20 protein-coding genes are annotated in these 21777 nt (G+C 71.1%); 9 read left to right on the forward strand and 11 right to left on the reverse strand.

Annotated features, from left to right (window positions below; all coding sequences use genetic code 11):
- Positions 1 to 4: 4 nt before the first annotated feature.
- Positions 5 to 1003, forward strand: coding sequence for an inorganic phosphate transporter (locus tag ACZ7N4_RS29960; protein ID WP_471364077.1), 999 nt, complete (start codon positions 5 to 7; stop codon positions 1001 to 1003).
- Between the two features lie 524 nt (positions 1004 to 1527).
- Here ACZ7N4_RS29960 and pstB read toward each other — a convergent pair.
- The 4 genes from pstB to pstS all read right to left on the reverse strand — a co-directional run bounded on the left by pstB (position 1528) and on the right by pstS (position 5685).
- Positions 1528 to 2304: a phosphate ABC transporter ATP-binding protein PstB gene (gene pstB / locus ACZ7N4_RS29965; protein ID WP_471364080.1), complete on the reverse strand. Its 777-nt coding sequence runs from the start codon at positions 2302 to 2304 to the stop codon at positions 1528 to 1530.
- Positions 2305 to 2380: 76 nt separating this feature from the next.
- Complete coding sequence (pstA, locus tag ACZ7N4_RS29970; protein WP_471364083.1) at positions 2381 to 3442, reverse strand: phosphate ABC transporter permease PstA; 1062 nt, start codon at positions 3440 to 3442, stop codon at positions 2381 to 2383.
- The gene (pstC, locus tag ACZ7N4_RS29975; RefSeq protein WP_471364086.1) at positions 3439 to 4443 is read right to left on the reverse strand and encodes a phosphate ABC transporter permease subunit PstC; all 1005 of its coding nucleotides are present in this window, start codon (positions 4441 to 4443) and stop codon (positions 3439 to 3441) included. Before pstC ends, pstA begins: the two co-directional genes overlap by 4 nt.
- Before the next feature lie 114 nt (positions 4444 to 4557).
- Entirely contained in the window at positions 4558 to 5685 is a 1128-nt protein-coding gene (gene pstS, locus ACZ7N4_RS29980; protein WP_471364091.1) for a phosphate ABC transporter substrate-binding protein PstS, read from the reverse strand.
- 322 nt (positions 5686 to 6007) lie between these two features.
- Here pstS and ACZ7N4_RS29985 point away from each other — a divergent pair, with 322 nt between their 5' ends.
- Positions 6008 to 7579, forward strand: a complete 1572-nt coding sequence (locus ACZ7N4_RS29985) for an FAD-binding oxidoreductase (RefSeq protein WP_471364094.1) — start codon at positions 6008 to 6010, stop codon at positions 7577 to 7579.
- A 109-nt stretch (positions 7580 to 7688) separates the two neighbouring features.
- Here the strand turns inward: ACZ7N4_RS29985 and ACZ7N4_RS29990 are convergent, their stop codons facing one another.
- From ACZ7N4_RS29990 to ACZ7N4_RS30015, 6 genes are all read right to left on the reverse strand, one after another.
- Positions 7689 to 8087 (reverse strand): hypothetical protein, encoded by a 399-nt coding sequence (locus ACZ7N4_RS29990; protein ID WP_471364097.1) that lies wholly within the window; start codon positions 8085 to 8087, stop codon positions 7689 to 7691.
- A 243-nt stretch (positions 8088 to 8330) separates the two neighbouring features.
- Entirely contained in the window at positions 8331 to 9038 is a 708-nt protein-coding gene (locus ACZ7N4_RS29995) for a phosphatase PAP2 family protein (protein ID WP_471364100.1), read from the reverse strand.
- 237 nt (positions 9039 to 9275) lie between these two features.
- The gene (locus ACZ7N4_RS30000) at positions 9276 to 10277 is read right to left on the reverse strand and encodes a C40 family peptidase (RefSeq protein WP_471364104.1); all 1002 of its coding nucleotides are present in this window, start codon (positions 10275 to 10277) and stop codon (positions 9276 to 9278) included.
- 92 nt (positions 10278 to 10369) lie between these two features.
- Positions 10370 to 11146 (reverse strand): trypsin-like serine peptidase, encoded by a 777-nt coding sequence (locus tag ACZ7N4_RS30005; RefSeq protein ID WP_471364107.1) that lies wholly within the window; start codon positions 11144 to 11146, stop codon positions 10370 to 10372.
- Positions 11146 to 12003: an SDR family NAD(P)-dependent oxidoreductase gene (locus tag ACZ7N4_RS30010; protein ID WP_471364110.1), complete on the reverse strand. Its 858-nt coding sequence runs from the start codon at positions 12001 to 12003 to the stop codon at positions 11146 to 11148. The genes ACZ7N4_RS30005 and ACZ7N4_RS30010 overlap by 1 nt, the downstream gene beginning before the upstream one ends.
- A gap of 44 nt (positions 12004 to 12047) precedes the next feature.
- The gene (locus ACZ7N4_RS30015) at positions 12048 to 12965 is read right to left on the reverse strand and encodes an oxidoreductase (protein WP_471364113.1); all 918 of its coding nucleotides are present in this window, start codon (positions 12963 to 12965) and stop codon (positions 12048 to 12050) included.
- A gap of 80 nt (positions 12966 to 13045) precedes the next feature.
- Here ACZ7N4_RS30015 and ACZ7N4_RS30020 point away from each other — a divergent pair, with 80 nt between their 5' ends.
- From ACZ7N4_RS30020 to ACZ7N4_RS30050, 7 genes are all read left to right on the forward strand, one after another.
- On the forward strand, positions 13046 to 13651 hold the full coding sequence (locus ACZ7N4_RS30020; RefSeq protein ID WP_471364115.1) for a TetR/AcrR family transcriptional regulator: 606 nt from the start codon (positions 13046 to 13048) through the stop codon (positions 13649 to 13651).
- A 349-nt stretch (positions 13652 to 14000) separates the two neighbouring features.
- Positions 14001 to 14309 (forward strand): hypothetical protein, encoded by a 309-nt coding sequence (locus tag ACZ7N4_RS30025; protein ID WP_014673544.1) that lies wholly within the window; start codon positions 14001 to 14003, stop codon positions 14307 to 14309.
- Positions 14310 to 14427: 118 nt separating this feature from the next.
- Positions 14428 to 15246, forward strand: a complete 819-nt coding sequence (locus ACZ7N4_RS30030) for a DUF8175 domain-containg protein (protein WP_471364119.1) — start codon at positions 14428 to 14430, stop codon at positions 15244 to 15246.
- Positions 15236 to 16579: a hypothetical protein gene (locus tag ACZ7N4_RS30035; RefSeq protein WP_471364123.1), complete on the forward strand. Its 1344-nt coding sequence runs from the start codon at positions 15236 to 15238 to the stop codon at positions 16577 to 16579. The genes ACZ7N4_RS30030 and ACZ7N4_RS30035 overlap by 11 nt, the downstream gene beginning before the upstream one ends.
- Positions 16576 to 18135, forward strand: coding sequence for an SCO6880 family protein (locus ACZ7N4_RS30040; RefSeq protein WP_471364127.1), 1560 nt, complete (start codon positions 16576 to 16578; stop codon positions 18133 to 18135). The genes ACZ7N4_RS30035 and ACZ7N4_RS30040 overlap by 4 nt, the downstream gene beginning before the upstream one ends.
- A 14-nt stretch (positions 18136 to 18149) precedes the next feature.
- A complete protein-coding gene (locus ACZ7N4_RS30045; protein ID WP_471364130.1) occupies positions 18150 to 19562 on the forward strand; it encodes an ATP-binding protein in 1413 nt (470 codons plus the stop codon).
- Positions 19563 to 19576: 14 nt separating this feature from the next.
- On the forward strand, positions 19577 to 21109 hold the full coding sequence (locus tag ACZ7N4_RS30050; RefSeq protein WP_471364133.1) for a type IV secretory system conjugative DNA transfer family protein: 1533 nt from the start codon (positions 19577 to 19579) through the stop codon (positions 21107 to 21109).
- Here the strand turns inward: ACZ7N4_RS30050 and ACZ7N4_RS30055 are convergent.
- Positions 21106 to 21672 carry a GNAT family N-acetyltransferase gene (locus tag ACZ7N4_RS30055; RefSeq protein ID WP_471364136.1) on the reverse strand — a complete coding sequence of 189 codons (567 nt, stop codon included), beginning with the start codon at positions 21670 to 21672 and terminating at the stop codon, positions 21106 to 21108. The genes ACZ7N4_RS30050 and ACZ7N4_RS30055 overlap by 4 nt on opposite strands.
- Positions 21673 to 21777: the final 105 nt, after the last annotated feature.

Here is a 21777-nt window from a genome sequence, read left to right on the forward strand (position 1 = left end):
GTCGATGGACACCTTCGCCCTGATCGCGACCGTCGCGGTCGCGCTCTTCTTCACGTATACGAACGGCTTCCACGACTCGGCGAACGCGATCGCGACGTCGGTGTCGACGCGGGCGCTGACCCCGCGGGCGGCGCTCGCCATGGCCGCGGTGATGAACCTGGCCGGTGCCTTCCTGGGCTCCGGGGTCGCCAAGACGGTCAGCGAGGGTCTGATCGAGACCCCGTCCGGCTCGACCGGCATGGGCATCCTCTTCGCGGCCCTGGTCGGCGCGATCGTCTGGAACCTGGTCACCTGGTACTTCGGCCTGCCGTCCTCCTCCTCGCACGCCTTGTTCGGCGGCATGGTGGGCGCGGCGCTGGCGGGCGGTACGAAGGTGCTCTGGGACGGCGTGGTCGACAAGGTCGTCATCCCGATGTTCCTGTCGCCGGTCGTCGGCCTGATCGTCGGCTACCTGGTCATGACGGCGATCCTGTGGCTCTTCCGCCGGTCCAACCCGCACAAGGCCAAGCGCGGTTTCCGCATCGCGCAGACCGTCTCGGCGGCCGGCATGGCCCTGGGCCACGGTCTCCAGGACGCCCAGAAGACCATGGGTGTCGTGGTGATGGCCCTGGTGATTTCCGGCCACGAGACGTACGGCGACCCGATCCCGGTCTGGGTGAAGATCGTCTGCGCCGTGATGCTGTCCCTCGGCACCTACGCGGGCGGCTGGCGCATCATGCGCACCCTCGGCCGCAAGATCATCGAACTGGACCCGCCGCAGGGCTTCGCCGCGGAGACCACGGGTGCGTCGATCATGTTCACCACGGCCTTCCTCTTCAAGGCCCCCATCTCCACCACCCACGTCATCACCTCCGCCATCATGGGCGTCGGCGCCACCAAGCGCGTCAACGCGGTCCGCTGGGGTGTGGCGAAGAACATCGTCCTGGGCTGGTTCATCACGATGCCGGCGGCGGCCCTGGTGGCGGCCCTGTCCTTCGGCATGGTCAAACTGGTGGCCCTCTGACCCCCCACACCGCCCGACCCCGACCCCGCCGAGCCCCCAACCGGCGGGGTCTCGGCTTTTCTCGGCTCCCCCACCGCAAGCCGGGCACCCGACCCCAGCACCCCGGCTCCCACACCGCAAGCCGGACAGCCGACCGAGCCGCGCCCCCCAGCCAGCCGACCCGCCTCCCCCGATCCCCCACCGCAGGCCCTCAGCCGGCCGAGCGCCGACCCCACCTCACCCCGCGAGCCCTTGCGGCCCCACCCCCGCACAGCGAGCCGCGCAGCCGACCAACCGCGCAACCCCACCCCCCACACCGCGAGCCCCCCGACCGACCGCGCCGTGACCCACCCCGTACGCCCGCCCTCCAGCCGGCCGAGTCGGGTGGGCGAGTGGGTAAGAAAAGGGGGCGAGGGGCGAAGCCCCGAAGGCCCCCGCGCCGAAGCCGAACGCAGTGGGCCCGCCCCCGGGAGCCAGGGGCGGGCCCTTTGCATCCTCACGGTGGCACCGCCATGCAGCACCGCGAGGGGTCTGTGCCGTCCGGCCTAGCCGAAGCGCCCGGAGATGTAGTCCTCCGTGGCCTGGACGGACGGGTTGGAGAAGATGCGCTCGGTGTCGTCGATCTCGACCAGCCGGCCGGGCTGCCCGACCGCCGCGAGGTTGAAGAACGCCGTACGGTCCGAGACGCGCGCCGCCTGCTGCATGTTGTGCGTCACGATGACGATCGTGAACCGTTCCTTCAGTTCACCGATCAGGTCCTCGATCGCGAGCGTGGAGATCGGGTCCAGGGCGGAGCACGGCTCGTCCATGAGCAGGACCTTCGGCTCGACCGCTATCGCCCGCGCGATGCACAGCCGCTGCTGCTGGCCGCCGGAGAGACCGGAGCCCGGCTTGTTCAGGCGGTCCTTGACCTCGTTCCAGAGGTTCGCGCCCTTCAGCGACTTCTCGACGATGTCGTTCAGTTCCGACTTGCGGTGGCTGCCGTTCAGGCGCAGGCCCGCCGCGACGTTCTCGAAGATCGACATCGTGGGGAACGGGTTCGGACGCTGGAAGACCATGCCCACCTCACGGCGGACCGAGACCGGGTCGACCCCGGTGCCGTACAGGTCCTCGTCGTCCAGCATCACCTTGCCCTCGACGCGGCCACCGGGCGTGACCTCGTGCATCCGGTTCAGCGTGCGCAGGAACGTCGACTTGCCGCATCCGGACGGCCCGATGAACGCCGTCACCGAGCGCGGCTCGACGGTCATCGAGATGTCCTCGATCGCCTTGTGGGAGCCGTAGTAGGCGGTGAGTCCGCTTACGTCGATTCGCTTGGCCATGTCGTCTACTTCACTTCCAGGAAGTTCAAGCTCGGTCGCTGTGTGGCCCCGCCCGGCGGAGCCGTGGGTAGTCGCCTCAGCGACCGGTCTTGGGGGCCTTCCAGCGGGCGATCCCGCGGGCCACCAGGTTGAGGATCATCACGAAGGCGATCAGCGTGAGGGACGCCGCCCACGCGCGGTCGTACGCCGCACCGGAGCCCGCGCTGTTGGCGAACTGCTGGTAGATGTACAGCGGCAGCGACGCCTGCGCCCCCTCGAAGGGGTTGTTGTTGATGAACGGGTTGCCGAACACCAGCAGCAGCACCGGCGCGGTCTCACCCGCGATACGGGCGACGGCGAGCATGATGCCGGTGGTGATTCCGCCGATGGAGGTCGGCAGGACCACCTTCAGGATGGTGCGCCACTTCGGCACGCCGAGCGCCAGCGACGCCTCGCGCAGCTCGTTCGGGACGAGCTTGAGCATCTCCTCGGTGGACCGGACGACGACCGGCATCATCAGGATGGCCAGGGCGAGCGAACCGGCGAAGCCGAAGGGCTGCATCTCGAAGATGAGCATCAGCGACAGGATGAACAGGCCGGCGACGATCGACGGGATGCCGGTCATGACGTCGACGAAGAACGTCACCGCCTTGGCGAGCCGGCCGCGGCCGTACTCGACCAGGTAGATCGCGGTGAGCACGCCGATCGGGGCGCCGATGAGGGTGGCGAGGCCGACCTGCTCCAGGCTGCCGATGATGGCGTGGTAGATGCCGCCGCCGGGCTCGGTGTCGGCGACGACACCCATCGAGTGGGTCAGGAAGTAGACGTCGAGGACCTTCATGCCGCGCGCGACGGTCACCCAGATCAGGGAGACCAGCGGGATCACGGCGAGCAGGAAGGCGACCCAGACGAGGCTGGTGGCGACGCGGTCCCTGGCCTGGCGGCGGCCCTCGACGCGGGCTGCGATGCCGTACGTACCGAGGACGAACAGGACGGCGGCGATCAGGCCCCACTGGATGCTGCTGCCCAGGCCGGCGGCCGCGCTGATGCCGATGCCCAGGGCGAGGGAGCCCGCGGCGATCGCCCATGGCGTCCACTTGGGCAGGCTGGCGGCCCGCAGGGTGCTGGGGCGCTTGTCGGTGACAAGTGCGTTGCTCATGCGTTGGCCCCCGAGTACTCCGCGCGGCGGGCGATGATCAGCCGGGCCGCGCCGTTGACCAGCAGGGTGATGACGAACAGGACCAGACCGGAGGCGATGAGCGCGTCCCGGCCGAACTCGTTCGCCTCGCTGAACTTGCTGGCGATGTTCTGGGCGAAGGTGCCGCCGCCCGGGTTGAGCAGGCTGGCCTGGATGTCGAAGGACGGGGAGAGGACCGTGGCGACGGCCATCGTCTCGCCGAGCGCGCGGCCGAGGCCGAGCATGGACGCGGAGATCACACCGGAGCGGCCGAAGGGCAGCACGGACATGCGGACGACCTCCCAGCGCGTGGCGCCGAGGGCCAGGGCCGCCTCCTCGTGCATCCGCGGGACCTGGCGGAAGACCTCGCGGCTCACGTTGGTGATGATCGGCAGGATCATGATCGCGAGCAGGATGCCCACGGTGAGCATCGAGCGGGGCGCACCCTCGTCCCAGGAGAGGACGCCGGTCCAGCCGAAGAAGTCGTCGAGCCAGCCGAACAGGCCGTTCATGTGCGGCACGAGGACGAGCGCGCCCCACAGGCCGTAGACGATGGACGGTACGGCGGCGAGCAGGTCGATCACGTAGGCGACCGGGCCGGACATGCGGCGCGGCGCGTAGTGCGTGATGAACAGCGCGATGGCGACCGCGATCGGGACCGCGACGACCATGGCGATGACCGAGGAGACGATCGTGCCGAAGACCAGGACCGCGATGCCGAACTTCGGTTCGAGGACGTTGGTGTTCCACTCGAAGGTGGTCAGGAAGTTCGCGTGGTCCTTGCTGATCGCGAGGGCGGCGCGGTAGGCGAGGAAGACCGCGATCGCGGCCATGATCGCCAGCAGCAGGATGCCGGAGCCACGGGACAGCCCCAGGAAGATGCGGTCACCGGGGCGGGTGGCGCCACGGGTCGCGCGCGTCTGCTCGGCGACCTTGGAGGGGGAGGCGGGGGGAGGTACGTCGGTTGTCGTCGATGTGTCCATCGGTTCTCCGGTCTGCTAAGCCGTGCCCCCGGTCGGGGATCCGGCTCATGGCGGCGGTGCACCGGACGGTGCGGCCCGGCCCTGTCGGGTACCGGGCCGCACTCTCGGATCAGGTCAGCTCAGGCCCTCGATGGTGGTGCGGACCTTGGCGATGATCTCGTCGGGCACCGGCGCGTAGCCGATGCCCGGGAGGACCTTCTGGCCGTCCTCACCGGCGATGTAACGCAGGAAGGCCTTGGTGGCGGGCAGGGTGTCGGACTTGTTGCCCTTGTCGCAGACGATCTCGTAGGTGACCAGGGTGATCGGGTAGGCGCCCTCGGCCTTGGTCTTGTAGTCCAGCTGGAGGGACAGGTCCTTGCCGGTGCCGACGACCTTCGCGGCGGCGATGTCGGCGGTGGCGCTCTCGGAGCTGGGCGCGACCGGCTTGCCGGCACCGGTGTCGATGGAGACGGCCTTGATGCCGTCCTTGACGTAGGACAGCTCGAAGTAGCCGATGGCGCCGGAGGTCTGCTTGACCTGCTGGGCCACACCCGCGGACTGCGGGGCGGACTGGCCGCCCTTGGCCTGCCAGGCCTTGCCGCCGGAGTACTTCCAGTTGTCCGGGGTGGTGGCGATCAGGTACTTGGTGAAGTTGTCCGTGGTGCCGGACTCGTCCGAGCGGTGGAACGCCTGGATCTTCAGGTCGGGCAGCTTGGCGCCCTTGTTCAGCGCGGCGATCGCCGGGTCGTTCCACTTGGTGATCTTGCTGTCGAAGATCTTGGCGAGCGTCGGGGCGTCCAGGACCAGGTTGTCCACACCCGGGACGTTGTAGCCGACGGCGATCGGGCCGCCGACCATCGGCAGGTCGATGCCCTGACCGCCCTTGCAGACGCTCTTGGAGGCGGTGACCTCTTCGGGCTTCAGCGCGGAGTCGGAACCGGCGAAGGCGACCTGGCCCTGCGTGAACGCGGTGACACCGGCGCCGGAGCCGCCGCCCTTGTAGTTGATCTGCACGCCGCAGGCCTGGGAGAAGGCCTTGACCCAGGCGTCGATCGCGTTCTTCTGCGCGGAGGAGCCGTCTGCGAGCAGCTGTCCCTTGGCGTCGTCGCACTTGATCGAGCCGGCGTTGGCGGACGTCGACGGGTTGCCCGAGTCCTTGCCGCCGTTGTCGTCGGAGCCGCACGCCGTCAGGGCCAGGGCGCCGGATACGGCGACAGCACCGAGGGAGAGGGCGCGCAGCCGGTTCTTGCGCTGAAGCTTCACTTTCGGGGGTCCTTCCAGGAGCCGCCGCTGTCGGCGGCGCGCGAGGTCATAGAGGTCCGTGTGCGCCGTTCCTGGCCGCACCCGGCACCCGGTACGGCCGAAATTAGGCAGAACAGGTGAAGCCGCCGATGGCCGGAAGTGAACGGGGAGTGAACCCCTGCCGTCAGCCCGGTGAGGTCACGGAATGCTCACGGGGAGAGCACGTGGAGGTTCCGACCACCGGGTTGCCCTGGCGTGTCTCCGATGTTCTTCACCCGTCCGGGGGAACCCGGCGCCGCGGCACGTCGTCTCGTTCCAGGAGAGCCGAGGAAAGGCGACGGACATGGAACGGCGTACGTTCATCTCGGGTGGCGCGGCCGCCCTGGCGACGACCGCACTGACCGCGTGCGGTGCGGGCGGAGGCACGTCGGCCCCCGCGTCGGCGCACGGCGGTACGCCGGCGCGCTCCTCCTCGCTCACGGCCCTGAGGACCACCAGCGCGAGCGCCGCCGCGAACTGGGCGGCCCTCGCCCGGGACCTGGACGGCACCCTGGTGCGGCCCGGTGACGCCTCCTGGAAGACCGCCCACCAGCTGTACAACACCCGCTTCGACGGGCTGAAACCGGCCGCGGTGGCCTACGCGGCGCACGCCGACGACATCCGTACGACGCTGGCGTACGCCCGGGCGCACCGGATCAAGGTCTCCATACGCAACGGCGGTCACTCCTACGCCGGCTACTCCTCCGGCGACAACCGGCTGATCCTCGACGTGTCGAAGCTGAACCGGGTCCGGGCGAGCGGCGGCCAGGCCGTCGTGGGCGCCGGCGCCAAGCTGATCGACGTGTATCGCGGCCTCGCCGCGAAGGGCGTGACCATCCCCGCCGGCTCCTGCCCCACCGTCGGCGTCTCCGGCCTGGTGCTCGGCGGCGGCCACGGCGTCGCCTCCCGCGCCTACGGCCTGACCTGCGACAGCCTCACCCAGGCCACCCTGATCACCGCGGACGGCACCCAGGTCACCGCCGACGCCACCCACCACCCCGACCTCTTCTGGGCGCTGCGCGGCGCCGGCAACGGGAACTTCGGCGTCGTCACCGAGCTGCACTTCAGGACCCACGCGGCACCGCAGGCCGTCACCGCGTACCTGACCTGGCCGTGGTCCAAGGCCGCCAAGGTGCTGAAGGCCTGGCAGGAGTGGGGTCCGGGCCAGCCCGACGAGATCTGGTCGTCCCTGCACCTGGCCTGCTCCCCGGGCCGCACCCCGACCATCTCCGTATCCTGCTTCTCCCTCGGCACCTACGGCGAGCTGCAGAACGCCGTGGACCGCCTGGCCCACCTCGCCGGCGCGAACGCCGCCTCCGTCACCCTGCGCCGCCGGGGCTACGAGGAGGCGATGGAGATCTACGCCGGCTGCTCCTCCTTCTCCACCGACGCCCAGTGCCACCTGCCCGGCTCCACCCCGGGCCGCTCCCCGCAGGGCAAGCTCGGCCGGGAGACGTACACGGCCCGCTCCGACTTCTTCGACCGCTCGCTGCCGGCGGCCGGCATACAGACCGTGCTGAAGCAGATCGCCTCGGTGCGGGGCGGCGGGGGCAGCATCGCGTTCACCGCGCTCGGCGGCGCCGTCAACCGGGTCTCCCCGACCGCGACGGCCTTCGTCCACCGCCGCTCGCGGATGCTGGCCCAGTACATAGCCTCCTGGGGCGCGGGGTCCTCCGGCTCCACGGCCCAGTCCTGGCTGACCTCGGCCCACACCGCGATGAAGCCGTACGCCTCCGGCGCCGCCTACCAGAACTACACCGACCCGACCCTGAAGGACTGGAAGAAGGCCTACTACGGGGACGCGGCGACCCGGCTCGCCAAGGTGAAGAAGACCTACGACCCCCAGCGCTTCTTCTCGTACGCGCAGGGCCTGTAGCGGACGGGCCGGGCCTTCCCAGAGGCGGGCCGGGCCTTCCCTGGAGGGCCTGGCCCCACCGGCGGGACGGACCCGGCAGGCGGACGGAGCCCCCAGGACGGACCGGACCTCACCGGCAGGCCGGGCCCGTCGCGGGCGTGCTCAGCAGTGGCAGATCACCCCGACCACCACGGCCTCCGGATCGAGGTGCTCCAGATGGTCGTCGGCCCACTCCCAACAGCCCTCGCCGGTCCCGCCACCGCCCGTCCAGCGTGAGCAGGGCGTACGAGGGGACGGCGGTGCGCAGTGCCCGCTCGCGGGCCGCGGCGTGCTCCCCGGCGAAGTAGGCGACGGGGTCGGTGGTCGGGAACCCCCCGCCGAAGTGCGGGCCCCCGGCGACCGCCCGTCGCACCACCTCCTGCACCAGCGGCTGGAGCAGGTGCTCCTCCTTCGCCCGGTCCAGCGGACGCCCCTCCGGGTCGGCCTCGTGCCGGGCGGTGAACGCGGCGAGCGGACGCCGCCGCCGCACGGCGCCCCCGGGTTGTGTCCCGGCCCGGGTCTTCCTTCCGGATCAGGCCGCTCCGGGCGACGGTGCCTGTCGGCCGGGCTGAGCGGGGTCCGGCGCGTGCAGCCGCACGGCGGAGGAGGGCGTCGACGATGGGGGTCCCCCGCGCGAGCGACGTCGAGCGCGTGGGGGAGTCGACGACCGACGACAGGGCCGCAGACGTGCGTGCCGGACCCCGCGACCCCGGCAATCCCCGGAAGAGGGGCCCTAGGCCGCCAGGTCCCGCTCCTCGGTCTCCACCGGCTTCCGGGCGCTGGGCAGCAGGGTGTCGCCGCCGCCGTTCCCCGCCGCCGGGCGGCGCCGCACGAGCCGGCCCAGCCGCGGCGAGCGCTCCACGGCCCGGACCAGCGGGGTGAGCAGGGCCGTGGCCGGCGGGCACAGCAGCAGGACGACCGCGGTGCCGAGCGCGAAGCCGCCGACGACGTCCGTCGGATAGTGCACGCCCATGTAGACCCGGCAGAAGCCCTCCAGCAGGGCCAGACCGATACCGGCGAGACCGAAGCGGCGGTGGGCGACGAAGAGCCCCACGCCGAGCGCCATCGTGATCGTCGCGTGGTCGCTGACGAAGGAGAAGTCGGTCTTGCCGGAGACCAGGACGTCCAGGCCCTGGTGGTCCACGAACGGGCGGGGCCGCTCCACGAAACCCCGTATCGGGACGTTCACGAGGACGGCGAGGCCGGCCGCGAGCGGCGCCCACACCAGCGCGGCCATCGAGGACGCCGCGTCCTCCCCGCCCCGGCGCCGCACGGACCACCAGCACCACAGGACGAGCAGCACCATGGCGAGCAGCAGGCCGTACTCGCCGACGAACTCCATGACGCGGTCGAACCAGTGCGGTGCGTCCTTGGCCAGGCCGTTGATGTCGTAGAGCAGGTCGACGTCGGGGTTCGATCCGGAATCGGCGAGTACAGCCATGGTGCTGCGGCCCCTTCGTCGTCTACCGGACGCACCTCGTGTGCGCCGCTCCTGCCCCCGTGTCGCGTAGATCCGCTTCCGCTGTACTGCCGTCCTGCCCGCACTGACGTCCGCTCGGCTACGTCAACAGGAACGCACGGCCCCCGTCTATACGTTCCACTCTCCACGGAATGATCACGCAGACGTTATCGAAGAGAGACTCATCACCGCAGCTCAGGGGGTGGGTTCACGCTCGGTTCACACCGCCGTGGGGAGCGCTTTTGCGCCATCTTCGGTGACCCGGGTCGCGCCGAAGTAGTCGGGGGTGTCGATCGGGTCGAACCGGATCACGGCACCCGTGCGCGGGGCGTCGATCATGTATCCGCCGCCGACGTAGATGCCCACGTGCCGGATGGCCCGCGAGTCGGTGAGGTCGTCGGAGAAGAACACCAGGTCGCCCGGGAGCAGCTGGTCCCGCGCGGGGTGCGGCCCGGCGTTGTACTGGTCGTTGGCCACACGCGGCAGGGTGATCCCGACCTTCTCGTACGCGGCCTTGGTCAGGCCCGAGCAGTCGAACCGCCCGCCCTGCTCGGCGGTGCCGTCCCCGCCCCACAGATAGGGCGTGCCGAGCCGGCTCTGCGCGAAGGCGATGGCACCGGCGGCCTGCCGGGTGGGGTCGATCCGGGTGACCGGCGCGGCGAAGCTCTTCTCCAGGCTGCGGATCCGCTGGACGTAGTTCCGCGTCTCGCTGATGCCCGGCACCCCGCCCGCCCGGATGACCCGGTAGGCGCCCGCGTTGTAGGCGGCGAGCATGTTGTCGGACACGTTGCCCGGAACGTCCTTGACGTACTTGGCGAGTTCGCAGTCGTAGGAGGCCGCCGACGGAATCGCGTCGTCCGGGTCCCAGATGTCCCGCTTGCCGTCACCGTCGCCGTCGATCCCGTGCGTCGCCCACGTGCTCGGGATGAACTGCGCGATACCGCGCGCGTCGGCCGGGCTGACGACGGTCGGGTTCCACCCGCTCTCCTGGTACAGCTGGGCGGCGAGCAGCGCGGGGCTGAGCGCGGGACACAGGTTCCCCCACTTCTGCACCAGCGACTTGTAGGCGGCCGGCACGGCCCCCTTCGCCAGCCCCCGGCTCCCCGCGGTCACCCCGCCCAGCAGGTTCCCCGCCACGAGATACACGCCGACGACGAGCAGCATGACGAACCCCATGCCGAGCGCGACGGCCGCCCCACCGATCACCCATACCTTCCGCACGGTTCAACTTTCCCCCATGCGGGCGCCTTTCAAGGCTCTTTGTGCGCGAAGTGGCGGCATTTCACAGCCACGGCCGTACGGGTGACGCGCCCTCAGCGACCGGCCGTCGTCGCGTCCCGGTACAGTTCCGCCGCCTCGTCCCCCAGGACCACGCTGTAGGAGGTGTCGGCCGTGGTGCCGCCCTGCTCGTGGCCGCCCAGGATGCCGACGACCTGGCCGTCGCCGTTGACCCAGGGGCTGCCGCTGGTGCCGCCGGTGAACTCCGGACAGTCGATGCGCTGTTGGGTGCGGCTGTGCGGTGTCGGCCTGTTGGTGCAGGTGATGGGGGTCTCGCGGGAGTCGGGGTAGCCGGTGACGGTGACCGCGGTGGCGCCGGTGGCCACCCCGGTCGCGAACCGGCCGGCCCCGACCACGTCCTCCAGCCGCCTGCCGCCCGACTCGGCGACGGCGGCGAAGGCGACATCGCTGTCCTCGTCCTGCCCCCTGGCCCACCCGTCGGGCAGGAAGCGCCTCGTCACCTTCCACACCCCGTAGGGCGCCCGCCCGTCCCGGTAGCCCGGCACGAACACCAGTCCGTCGTCGTCGGCGCCGGACACGCAGTGCGCCGCGGTGACGATCAGATCGCCGCGCGGGCTGTGCACCACCGAGGCCGTACAGAAGTGCCCCCCGGCCGGCCGGTCCGCCCCGTCCGCGCCGAACAGCGCGCCCACCCGCACGCTCTGCCGGGTCGCGGCGGCGTCCGCGGTGACCCCGAGGGGCCCCCGTCCGTCGTCGGCGGCGGCCACGGAGGCCGAGGTCAGCGCGAGCATCACCACGGTGCCGAGCAGCGCGGGCCGTGAGGTGAGCGAGAGGCGTGAGGTGCGCTTCATCACGGGACACTCTTTCCCGCGAAGGTGAGAAATCTGCTGCGACTTCCCTGAGATTTTCCTGTGAACCAGCCGAAAGAGCCGGGCGGGGTCAGAACGTCGTCGTCATCCCGCCGTCGACCGCGATCGTCTGCCCGGTGATGAAGGACGCCGCGTCGCTCGCCAGGAAGACGACGATGCCGGCGATCTCCCCGGGCCGCCCCCAGCGGCCCACCGCCGTACGGGTGCGCAGCCAGCGCGTCCACTCCGGGGCGGCGGCGAGTTCCGCGTCGGCGCCGGTCGCGAAGGTGCCCGGCGCGACCGAGTTGACGGTCGTGCCGCTCGGCCCCGGGTCCGCCGCCAGTGCCCGGGAGCCCGTCGAGGGCCGCCCTGGCGGTGGCGTAGCCGACGTTCCCGGTACGGCCGAGCCGGCCGACCACCGAGGAGACCTTGACGATCCGGCCCGCGACTCCGCGCTCGGCCAGCCCCCGCGCCACCAGCTGGCTCAGGGTGTACGCCGAGGTCAGGTGGGTGTCGAGCAGCGCGGCCGGCTCGTCCGGCGCCGCCTCGGCGAGGCCCCGCCGGTCGCGGTGGCCGACGTCGTTGACGAGGATGTCGACGCCGCCCGGCGCCGTCAGCGCCTGCTCGGCCGCGTCCCGGCCGGTGACGTCGAAGGCGGCGGCCGTGACCTCGTACCCGCGCTCGTCCCGCAACCGCGCCGCCGTCCCGGCCAGCGTGTCCGCGTCACGGCCGTGCAGTACGACGCGGGCCCCGGCCGCGGCCAGCCCGCGCGCCATCTCCAGCCCGAGCCCGCACACCGAGCCGGTCACCAGGGCGGTACGGCCGGTCAGCCGGAACAGCGGGGGCACGAAACCGGTCATCCCACGCCTCCCCGTGGCGGGCCGCCCGAGTCAGGCCCCGCCCGTCACCGTACCGTCGCCCTCAGCGGCCACTCCACGCCCGTCAGCTCCTCGGACAGCGTCCACAGCCGCCGCGCCGCCGCCGGGTCGCTCGCCGCCGCGCTGCGGCCGACCAGGGCCGGGGCGCCGCGCATCTCGGCGGGTCCGTCGGGGCCGACGTAGGCCGCGCCGGGCAGGTCCTGGGTGGCCGCGTAGAGGGTGGGCAGGGCGCCGGCCGTGTCGTCCTGGGCGAGGAACCTGTTGCCGGCCTGCATGGCCATCCGTACGACGGGGTTCGCGCTGTGGCTCTGGAGGTTGGTGGCCGCCCAGCCGGGATGGGCCGCGAGGGCCCGCACGGCGGAGCCGGCCTCGGTCAGCCGCCGCTGGAGTTCCAGGGTGAAGAGGAGGTTGGCCAGCTTGGACTGGGCGTAGGCGCGGGTGGGGTGGTAGTTCCCGCGCAGGTTGACGTCCTCGAAGTGGATCACCTTGTCGCCCCAGCGGTGCGCGCCGGACGCCACCGTCACCACCCGGTCGGTCACCCGGGGCAGCAGCAGGTTGGTCAGCGCGAAGTGCCCCAGGTGGTTGGTGCCGAACTGCATCTCGAAGCCCTGTCTGGTGCGCTGCTCCGGCAGCATCATCACGCCCGCGTTGTTGACCAGCAGGTCCAGCGGGCGGTCCCAGCCGGCGGCGAACTCCCGCACCGAGTCGAGGTCGGCCAGGTCCAGCCGGCGCACCTCGGTGCTGCCGCTCACCCGCGCCGCGGCGGCACCGCCCCGGGCGAGGTCCCGTACCGCGAACACCACGTGGGCCCCCGCTCCGGCCAGCGCCCGGGCCGCGGCGAAGCCGATGCCGCTGTTGGCGCCGGTGACCACGGCCGTACGGCCGGTCAGGTCGGGAAGGTGGGTCGCGTTCCACTTGCCGCGCGTCACGCTCGTATCAGCCATGCCTCCAAAGTAGACAGCGCCAACAATGCTGTCAATGACAACAAAGCTGACGGCGTCAACATCGCGTTACGATGATGCGCATGTCCCCGTCGCCCGCCAGCCGCCCCTACCACCACGGAGACCTGCGCGCCGCCCTGCTCAGGAGCGCCGAGCGCACCCTGCGGGAGAAGGGGGTCGGCGCGCTCTCGCTGCGCGAACTGGCCCGGGACACCGGCGTCAGCCACGCGGCCCCGGGCCGGCACTTCAAGGACAAGCAAGCCCTGCTCGACGCCCTCGCACTGGACGGGTACGAACGCCTCAACCAGGCCCTCGCCACCGCCGACGCCCACCCGGACCGCCCCCTGGAACAGCGGATGACGGCCCTCGCCCGCGCCTACCTGGGCTTCGCCGTCGAGAACCCCGCCCTCCTGGAACTGATGTTCGCGCGCAAGCACGAGCCCGACCGGACCACCCAGCTCACGGCGGCCGTCGACCGCTCCCTCGGCTCCTTCACCCGGCTGGTCGCGGACGCCCAGGACCGGGGCGAGATCGTCCGCGGCGACCCCGAACGCATCACCCTTGTCGCCGCCGCGAGCCTGCACGGCCTGGCCGCCCTGATCGCCGGCTGCGCACTGGACGCACAGGAGGCCCTGGCCGGCCTGGACGACCACGTCCACCTGCTCCTGCACGGCCTGCGCCCCCGCTGAGCCCCGCCGCCGAACACCTGTCGACCCGTCAGCGCCCCTGCCGCGCGGCCCGTTTCCGCACCCCGCGTGAGAACATCGACGCGAGACTTCACCCGACCGGCCGCCATCATCCACGCCAGGCCGTAAAGGGGCTCAACGACCGAACCACACACCAGGTTCCGCTCCGACCTCGTTGCCCGGCGTGACCTGCCGTGATACACAGAGTGACCGTACGCGCCATTCGTACGAAACCCGCCAGTCAATGACGTCAAGTCGACATACGTTGGCGACGTTGTCGGCGACAATGAGGCCTGACCTCTGCACACCGCAGGGGCACTCGCGGAACTACCCACCAGGGGCGGTGACTTACATGCTCTTTGCGGCCGACAAGGGAGACATCAACACCATCATCGGCGGAATCGCTCCGGACTGGGGCCCCTTCGGCAGCCTGGGCAACGAGGCCAAGGTGATGATCGAGGTGGTCATGGCCGTGGCCATCCTCCTCTGCCTCGGCATCGCGGTATGGGGCGCGGCCAAGCAGCGCATCGGCGCCACGGCCCTCCGGGACACCTTCAGCGCGGAACAGGGCAAGGGCCTCATCATCGCCGGTCTCACCGGGGTGTTCATCATCGGCTCCCTCGGCACACTGTTCACCATCGTGTACGGCATGGCGGTCTAGCCCCAGCCCCCTCCACCTGAGGTTGCGTTTCCCTGATGTCGACTCACCACACCGCGCCCGTGCGGGAGCCAGCACGGCTACCGTCGTATGCCTACGAGGGTGAGGGAGCGCACACGGCATGAGTCCCGGAGACGAACAGGGCTACACCGAGACGGGCCACACCCGCACCCGCCTCCCCGACCCCGACCCCTACGGCGGCGCCCCCCGCCGCCCCCACCGCTCCTCCTCCCGCAGCCTGGTCACGGTGGTGGGCGTGGTCGTCCTCCTCATCGCCGCCATCGCCTTCGCCAATCGGGGGGACGGGTCGGGAGGGGGCGGCGCGTCGGAGAAGACGGAGAAGCCCAGGACCTCCGCCACATCCGCGAGCGGGTCCCGCCCGGTGGAGACCAAGTCCGCCGGCGTACCGACAGGCTTCGCCCACACCGAACAGGGTGCGCAGTCGGCGGCATCCAACTACGCGGTGGCACTGGGTTCGACCGGCATGTTCACCAAGGACAGCCGCCACACCCTCCTGGACCTCCTCTACACCAGAGAGGCGGCAGCCCGTCTTCAGGGCCCCATGGACCAGGCCTACTCGCCCGGCTTCCTCGCCAAGATGGGCCTCGACGCGGCGGGCAACCCGCCGAAGGGCAGCACCTTCGTCTCCCGGGTGATCCCGGCCGGCACGACGGTACGTGAGTACACGGGCAACAGCGCCAAGGTCGCCGTCTGGTACGTGGGGCTCATCGGCATGGCCGGCAACGCGTCGACCGATCCTGTCACCTCGTCCTGGAAGACATGGACGTTCGACCTGCGGTGGACCGACGGCGACTGGAAGATCGACTCCGAATCACAGCAGAACGGCCCCGCCCCGGTACCCGGTGACGACAAGGCGGCCACCTCCGACGAGATCAGCAAGGCCATCGAAGAGTACGGAGGGTTCACGTATGCCCGGTAGCCCGCAGCGTGCGCTCAAGCTCGCCGGAGTCATGGCGGCCGTACAGACCACGGCCGTCCTGCTGGCCACACGCGCCTTCGCGGACCCCTCACCCACCCCTTCCGGCAGCCCGTCCCCCTCGCCGTCGAAGGACCGGTTCAACTGTGACGCCATTTCGGGCGAGGCCAAGAAGTATTGCGAGCGCGGTAACACCTCCACTGGGTCCGGCGGTGTCACCACCCCGGACACCGCCACCCTCGACCCGCTGTCGTCACTGGCGAAGGGCTGCGCCGAAGCCGCCGCATGGACGGTGGACAAGCTCAGTGACGCCGTGAAGGCGACCGCCAACGTCGACTTCACCAACCAGGCCTTCCTGAAGCAGTACGCCGTCGTCTTCGCCGCCTCCACCATCCTCACCCTCCTCCTGTGGCTGCTCGCGGTAGCCAAGCGCGCGGTGCGTGGCGTGCCGCTGACCACCGCCATCTCGGAAGCCGTCGGATTCCTCTGGCTGACCGTGCTCGCGTCCGCGTTCACCCCGCTGATCCTGTACACCGTCGTCTCCGCGGCGGACGGCGTCACGGACGTCCTCGCGAAGGCCACCGGCGACCAGGCCGACACGTTCTTCGGCACCTTCTCCGGAGCCCTGAAGAAGGGCAACGACATCGGCGGCGGCCCGATCATGCTGATCGTCGTCTCCCTGGTCAGCATCCTCGCCGCCGGCGTCCTCTGGCTGGAACTGGTCATCCGCGCCGCCCTGCTCTACGTCGGCGCCCTCCTCGGCACCGTCGTCTACGCCGGCCTGGTCGACAAGAACCTGTGGGGACACGTCCGCCGCTGGGCGGGAATCATGATCGCCGTGATCCTCGTCAAGCCGGTCATCGTCATCGTCCTCGGACTCGCCGGCGCGCTCTCCGGAGACAACGGCCCCGACGCCTTCGGCGCCGTCGTCTCCGGCCTCGCCATCATCCTGCTCGCCATCTTCGCCAGCGCGATGATCTACCGTTTCGTCCCCGGCTTCGGCGACGAGATCGCCGGCTCCCGCAACAACCGCATCATGCAGGGCGCCGAGAGCAAGGCCGCCGCCGTCATCAGCTCCCCCGCCACCCTCGTCGCCCAGGGCATCAAGACCCACAGCACCCGCGCCGACAGCAACGCCGCCCAGGGCGGCGCCGGCACCCCCCGCCCGGCCAACCCCGTCACCGGCGGCGTCGCCGCGCACAGCAGCCGTACCCCGACCGGGGGCACCGGCGGAGCAGTCCCCTCCGCCGCGCCCGCACCCCGCGCGTCCAGCCCGGTCAACACCCCGCACGCCAGCAACACCCGCAACAACCGCTCGGGAGGTGAAGGGCGTTGACGACCGAGTCCCACCTGTCCCATCCGGTCACGCCCCGCCGTACGTATCTCATCGGCCGCGCCCGGCCGAACGCGATCGTCGGCCGGAACCGCGAGTCCGGCGAGATCGCCCTGATCATCGCCGGCGCGTTCCTCGGCATGATGTGCGGCCTCCTCGTCCCGGTCCTCTCCCTGCGCATCGTGCTGCTCACCGGCTTCCCGATGCTCGCGCTCGCCGCGGTCTACGTGCCGTACAAGCGCCGCACCTTCTACAAGTGGTTCGAGATCAACCGCTCGTACAAGCGGACCGTCAAGGGCGGCAGGGCCGTCTACCGCTCCGCCGCCATGGAGGCGGGCACCCGGATCGACGGACGCGAGATCGAGGTCGGCCCGCCGCCCGGCATCGGCCGCATCAGCTGGCTCGCCGCCCCCTTCGGGCCGGACGAGATCGCCGTACTCCTGCACGCCGACCGCAAGACCGTCACCGCCGCCATCGAGATCGAGGGCCCCGGCGTCGGTCTGCGCGACTCCGAGGACCAGGAGGCCCTGGTCGACCGCTTCGGCACGCTACTCAAGCACGTCGCCAACGGCGACGGCTTCGTCACCCGGCTGCAGATGCTCGCCCGGACCCTGCCCGCCGACCCGGACGCCCACGCCAAGGACGTCACCCTGCGCGGCGACCACCGCTCCCCGGACTGGCTCCAGCAGTCGTACGACCAGCTGCAGTCCATGGTGTCCACCAGCAGCGAGCAGCACCGCGCCTACCTCGTCGCCTGCATGCACTACACCCGCGAACTGGCCGCCGAGGCCCACGCCATGGCCCGCGCCGTCCGCGCCCGCGGCGGCAAGGTCGACCGGGACGCCGGGCTCGCCGTCGTCATGGCCCGCGAGCTGACCGACATCTGCTCCCGCCTCCAGGAAGCCGACATCCGGGTACGCCAGCCACTCGGCCAGGGACGGCTGGCCTCCCTCATCCACTCCATGTACGACCCCGACCACCCCATCGACCACATCCAGGCGATGACCCAGCGCAACGCCTGGCCGGCCGAGCTGGACGCCATGGAGCCCACCTACCTCCAGGCCAAGACCCGCGAGTCCAGCACCCGCGCGCCCTGGTGCCACGCCACCGCCTGGGTGAAGGAGTGGCCCATGACGCCGGTGGGGGTGAACTTCCTGGCGCCCCTCCTCGTCCACACGCCGGACGTCATCCGCACGGTCGCCGTCACCATGGACCTCGAACCCACCGAGGTCGCCATCGAACGCATGCTGACCGAGAAGACCAACGACGAGGCTGAGGCGTCCCGTGCCGCCAAGATGAACCGGACCGTCGACCCCCGGGACATCGCCGCGCACAACCGGCTCGACCAGCGCGGCGAGGACCTCGCCAGCGGCGCCGCCGGCGTCAACCTGGTCGGCTACATCACCGTCTCCTCCCGTTCCCCGGAGGCCCTCGCCCGCGACAAGCGCACGATAAGGGCCTCCGCCGGCAAGTCGTACCTCAAGCTGGAGTGGTGCGACCGAGAGCACCACCGCGCCTTCGTGAACACACTTCCGTTCGCCACCGGCATCCGAAGGTAGGGGCTGATTCGCCGATGCGGGATCCGCTGTCCGTCCTCACCGAGGCCTTCACCTCCTTCCTCTTCGGGAAGGTGGAGACGACCCGGCTTCCGGTGCGCACCTCCACGGGCCAGGCCCAGGCCGTCTACCTGCCCACGGCCGCGCCCGGCCTCGGCGACTCCGGCGTCATCATCGGCCGCGAGGTGTACTCCGGGAAGGGCTACATCTACGACCCGTTCCAGCTGTACGGCCAGCAGCTGCCGGCCCCGCACTGGCTCGTCCTCGGCGAGTCCGGCAACGGCAAGTCGGCGCTGGAGAAGACGTACGTCCTGCGCCAGCTCCGCTTCAAGGACCGCCAGGTCGTCGTCCTGGACGCGCAGGGCGAGGACGGCGTCGGCGAGTGGAACCTGATCGCGCAGGAGCTGGGGATAACGCCGATCCGGCTCGACCCGACGGCCGCCCTGAACCACGGGATCCGGCTCAACCCCCTGGACCCGGCGATCACCACGACCGGGCAGCTCGCCCTGCTCCGGACCATCATCGAGGTGGCGATGGGCCACGGCCTGGACGAACGGTCCGGCTTCGCCCTGAAGGTCGCCCACTCGTACGTCAACGAGAGCATCGTCGACCGCCAGCCGGTCCTCTCCGACATCGTCGAGCAGCTACGGCACCCCGAACCCGAGTCGGCGGAGGCGATGAACGTCGCCATAGACGACGTACGGGCCTGGGGCCTCGACGTGGCCCTGGTCCTGGACCGTCTGGTCGACGGTGACCTCCGGGGCATGTTCGACGGCCCGACGACGGTCGGCATCGATCTCGACGCGCCCCTGATCGTCTTCGACCTCTCCCACATCGACCGCAACTCCATCGCCATGCCGATCCTCATGGCGATCGTCGGCGTGTGGCTGGAGCACACCTGGATCCGCCCCGACCGGAAGAAGCGCATCTTCCTGGTGGAGGAGGCCTGGCACATCATCAACAGCCCGTTCGTGGCCCAGCTGTTCCAGCGGCTGCTGAAGTTCGGGCGCCGGCTCGGTCTGTCCTTCGTGGCGGTCGTCCACCACCTGTCCGACGTGGTCGACGGCGCCGCCGCGAAGGAGGCCGCGGCCATCCTGAAGATGGCCTCGACCAGGACGATCTACGCCCAGAAAGCCGACGAGGCACGGGCGACCGGCCGCGTCCTCGGCCTGCCACGCTGGGCGGTGGAGATCATCCCGACGCTCACTCCCGGCATCGCGGTCTGGGACGTCAACGGCAACGTGCAGGTGGTCAAGCACCTGATCACGGAGACGGAACGGCCCCTGGTCTTCACCGACCGCGCGATGACCGAGTCCTCCAGCGACCTCAGGGCCGCCGACGCCCTGCACGCGGCCGAGCTGGAGGCCGAGCAGCGGGCCGCGGCCTTCGTGGAGCAGCACCTGGGCGACTCCGAGTCGACGGTGGCATAGCAGGGGAGCGCAGGGTGAGACCGGACGACCGCCGCGACGACCGCCGGGAGGGCCAGGGCGGCATTCCCGACGGCCTGCTGATCGGCATGCTCGTGTTCCTCCTCGGCATGACCGTGCTGGTGTGGACGGCCACGGGCCTGGCCGCCCGGCTCGCTCAGGGTGCCTGGCCCGCCGGTGTCACCTTCACCCGCACCCCGCTGGCCATGCGCCACCTCATCGGCCGACCGCACGACCTCACCGGCGCCTGGCCCGACACCCCACCGGCCCAGCTGTCCGGCTGGGGCCTGTTCTGGGGCCTGTTCATCGGCCAGCTGATGATCCTCATCGTCCTGACCGTGTTCGTGCTGGGCGCGGTGGCGCGCTGGCGGGCGGGGAAGACACGGCGGGGCACGGCCGGGGACGCGGAGGCGGTGCGGGCAGCCACCGACCCGGTGGGTACGGCCGAGACGGTCCCCCTGATGAAGCCGGCCGCACCGGCCCCGGCACCAGCACCGGTGCCGGCACCACCGCCGGCACCGGCCCCCGCCCCTCGGCCTCCGCAGTACGAGATCCCGGAGCCCCGCAGCGAAGCCGTACCGCAGGCCGCGGGCCCGCTCCCGCCCGCCGGCGACCCGGTGGGCGGCTGGGAGCGGCTCGTCATCGCGCCCAGGGAGAGCCGCCACGTCACCGCGGCCCGGGCCGTCCAGGACGCCCCCGGCCCCACGCTGGTCGTCACCTCGAACCCCGCCCTCTGGTCGGAGACGAAGGACGCGCAGGCCAAGCTGGGCCCCGTCCTCCTCTACGACCCGACGCACCTGTGCGACACCCCGGGCCGCCTGCACTGGTCCCCCACCGCGGGCTGCGAGGACAGACGGACGGCCCTGCACCGGGCGACCGCCCTGCTGGCCCCCGTCCGGCCCACCGCAAAGATCGACCAGGCGGTGGCGGACACGGCGACCACCCTCCTGCGCAGCTATCTGCACGCCGCCGCGCTGGAGAACCGCACCGTCCGCCACGTCCACCGCTGGTCGCAGGGCATCCAGGTCCACGAGGCCGTCCGCACCCTCCGGACCCACCCGAAGGCCGCTCCCGGCGCCGCGGGCGAGCTGGAGGCCGCCCTCACGGCGCATCCCGAACGCCGTGACATCGCCCAGGAGCTGACCGGAAGGGCCCTCGCGACCCTCTCCACGGTCAACGTCCGCGAGGCCTGCACTCCGAACCGAACTGATGCCCTGGCCTTGGATTCCTTTGTCCATGAAACGGGCACGCTTTATGTGGTCGGTGAATCCATCGAGGACCCGAGGAGCAACCCGGGCGCGATGCCGCTCCTGACGGCCCTCGTCTCCAGCGTGGTCGAGCGCGGCCGGCGCATGGCCGAACGGTCATCCTCCGGTCGGCTCGACCCACCACTCACCCTGGTCCTCGACGACATCGCGGCCGTGGCCCCGTTCCCGGAGCTGCCGGCCCTGCTGGCCACCGGAGCGGACCAGGGCCTGCCGACGCTGGCCCTGCTCCGCTCCCGCGAGCAGGCCCGCTCCCGCTGGCCGCACCAGGAACTCCCCGTCTAGGACCGCGGCTCCAGCACGAACTCCAACTCGGTCTCCGTCTCGTTCTTGGAGAACGCGACGACTCGGCCACTCGGCTCGAAGCCCAGCCTGCGGTACGCCGCCTGGGCCCGCGTGTTCTCCCGGTGGACGAACAACCGCACCCGCTCGGCCTCGCGCTCCCACGCCCAGGCCACACCGGCCTCGAAGAGTGCCTCGATCAGCCCGTTGCCCCGGTGCTCGGGCCGTAGGAACACCCCGACCATGTGCCCCTGCCGCCGCTCGACCGGGAACCCGGCCCAGTCCTCACTGCCGCCCTCCTCGATGAGCAGGGTGACCGAGCCGGCCCACGTCCCGTCCGGTGCCTCGGCGACGAACTGCCGAGCCGTCGTGGACCCGACACCGGAGCCGACGGCCCGTTCCTTCCAGAAGGAGTCCGGCTGAGCGGCGGCGTTCTCGTAGGTCTCCAGAAAGGCCAGGTGCGCGATCGGGTCCTGGAGGGCGTCCAGTCGCAGCTCCTTCACCCGCTCCCATTCGTCGGGACGTATGGCGCGGACGGCGTAGTCATTCCTGGTGAGAACTGTCATGGGGCCACCGTAAACGCAGAAAACCCCCGCATCGACCCGATGCGGGGGTTTTCCCAAAATTTGTTCGGCGGCGTCCTACTCTCCCACAGGGTCCCCCCTGCAGTA

The organism is Streptomyces sp. NPDC107654 (assembly GCF_055639035.1).

What these genes read in the sequence shown, in the direction of transcription:
- ACZ7N4_RS30005 (WP_471364107.1), bottom strand. Translation starts at nt 11,146, where the DNA reads ATGAAGCGCACCTCACGCCTCTCGCTCACCTCACGGCCCGCGCTGCTC.
- ACZ7N4_RS30045 (WP_471364130.1), top strand. Translation starts at nt 18,150, where the DNA reads ATGCGGGATCCGCTGTCCGTCCTCACCGAGGCCTTCACCTCCTTCCTC.
- ACZ7N4_RS30020 (WP_471364115.1), top strand. Translation starts at nt 13,046, where the DNA reads ATGTCCCCGTCGCCCGCCAGCCGCCCCTACCACCACGGAGACCTGCGC.
- ACZ7N4_RS29985 (WP_471364094.1), top strand. Translation starts at nt 6,008, where the DNA reads ATGGAACGGCGTACGTTCATCTCGGGTGGCGCGGCCGCCCTGGCGACG.
- ACZ7N4_RS29960 (WP_471364077.1), top strand. Translation starts at nt 5, where the DNA reads ATGGACACCTTCGCCCTGATCGCGACCGTCGCGGTCGCGCTCTTCTTC.
- ACZ7N4_RS30030 (WP_471364119.1), top strand. Translation starts at nt 14,428, where the DNA reads ATGAGTCCCGGAGACGAACAGGGCTACACCGAGACGGGCCACACCCGC.
- ACZ7N4_RS29995 (WP_471364100.1), bottom strand. Translation starts at nt 9,038, where the DNA reads ATGGCTGTACTCGCCGATTCCGGATCGAACCCCGACGTCGACCTGCTC.
- pstC (WP_471364086.1), bottom strand. Translation starts at nt 4,443, where the DNA reads ATGGACACATCGACGACAACCGACGTACCTCCCCCCGCCTCCCCCTCC.
- ACZ7N4_RS30010 (WP_471364110.1), bottom strand. Translation starts at nt 12,003, where the DNA reads ATGACCGGTTTCGTGCCCCCGCTGTTCCGGCTGACCGGCCGTACCGCC.
- ACZ7N4_RS30025 (WP_014673544.1), top strand. Translation starts at nt 14,001, where the DNA reads ATGCTCTTTGCGGCCGACAAGGGAGACATCAACACCATCATCGGCGGA.
- ACZ7N4_RS30015 (WP_471364113.1), bottom strand. Translation starts at nt 12,965, where the DNA reads ATGGCTGATACGAGCGTGACGCGCGGCAAGTGGAACGCGACCCACCTT.
- ACZ7N4_RS30035 (WP_471364123.1), top strand. Translation starts at nt 15,236, where the DNA reads ATGCCCGGTAGCCCGCAGCGTGCGCTCAAGCTCGCCGGAGTCATGGCG.
- ACZ7N4_RS30055 (WP_471364136.1), bottom strand. Translation starts at nt 21,672, where the DNA reads ATGACAGTTCTCACCAGGAATGACTACGCCGTCCGCGCCATACGTCCC.
- pstA (WP_471364083.1), bottom strand. Translation starts at nt 3,442, where the DNA reads ATGAGCAACGCACTTGTCACCGACAAGCGCCCCAGCACCCTGCGGGCC.
- pstB (WP_471364080.1), bottom strand. Translation starts at nt 2,304, where the DNA reads ATGGCCAAGCGAATCGACGTAAGCGGACTCACCGCCTACTACGGCTCC.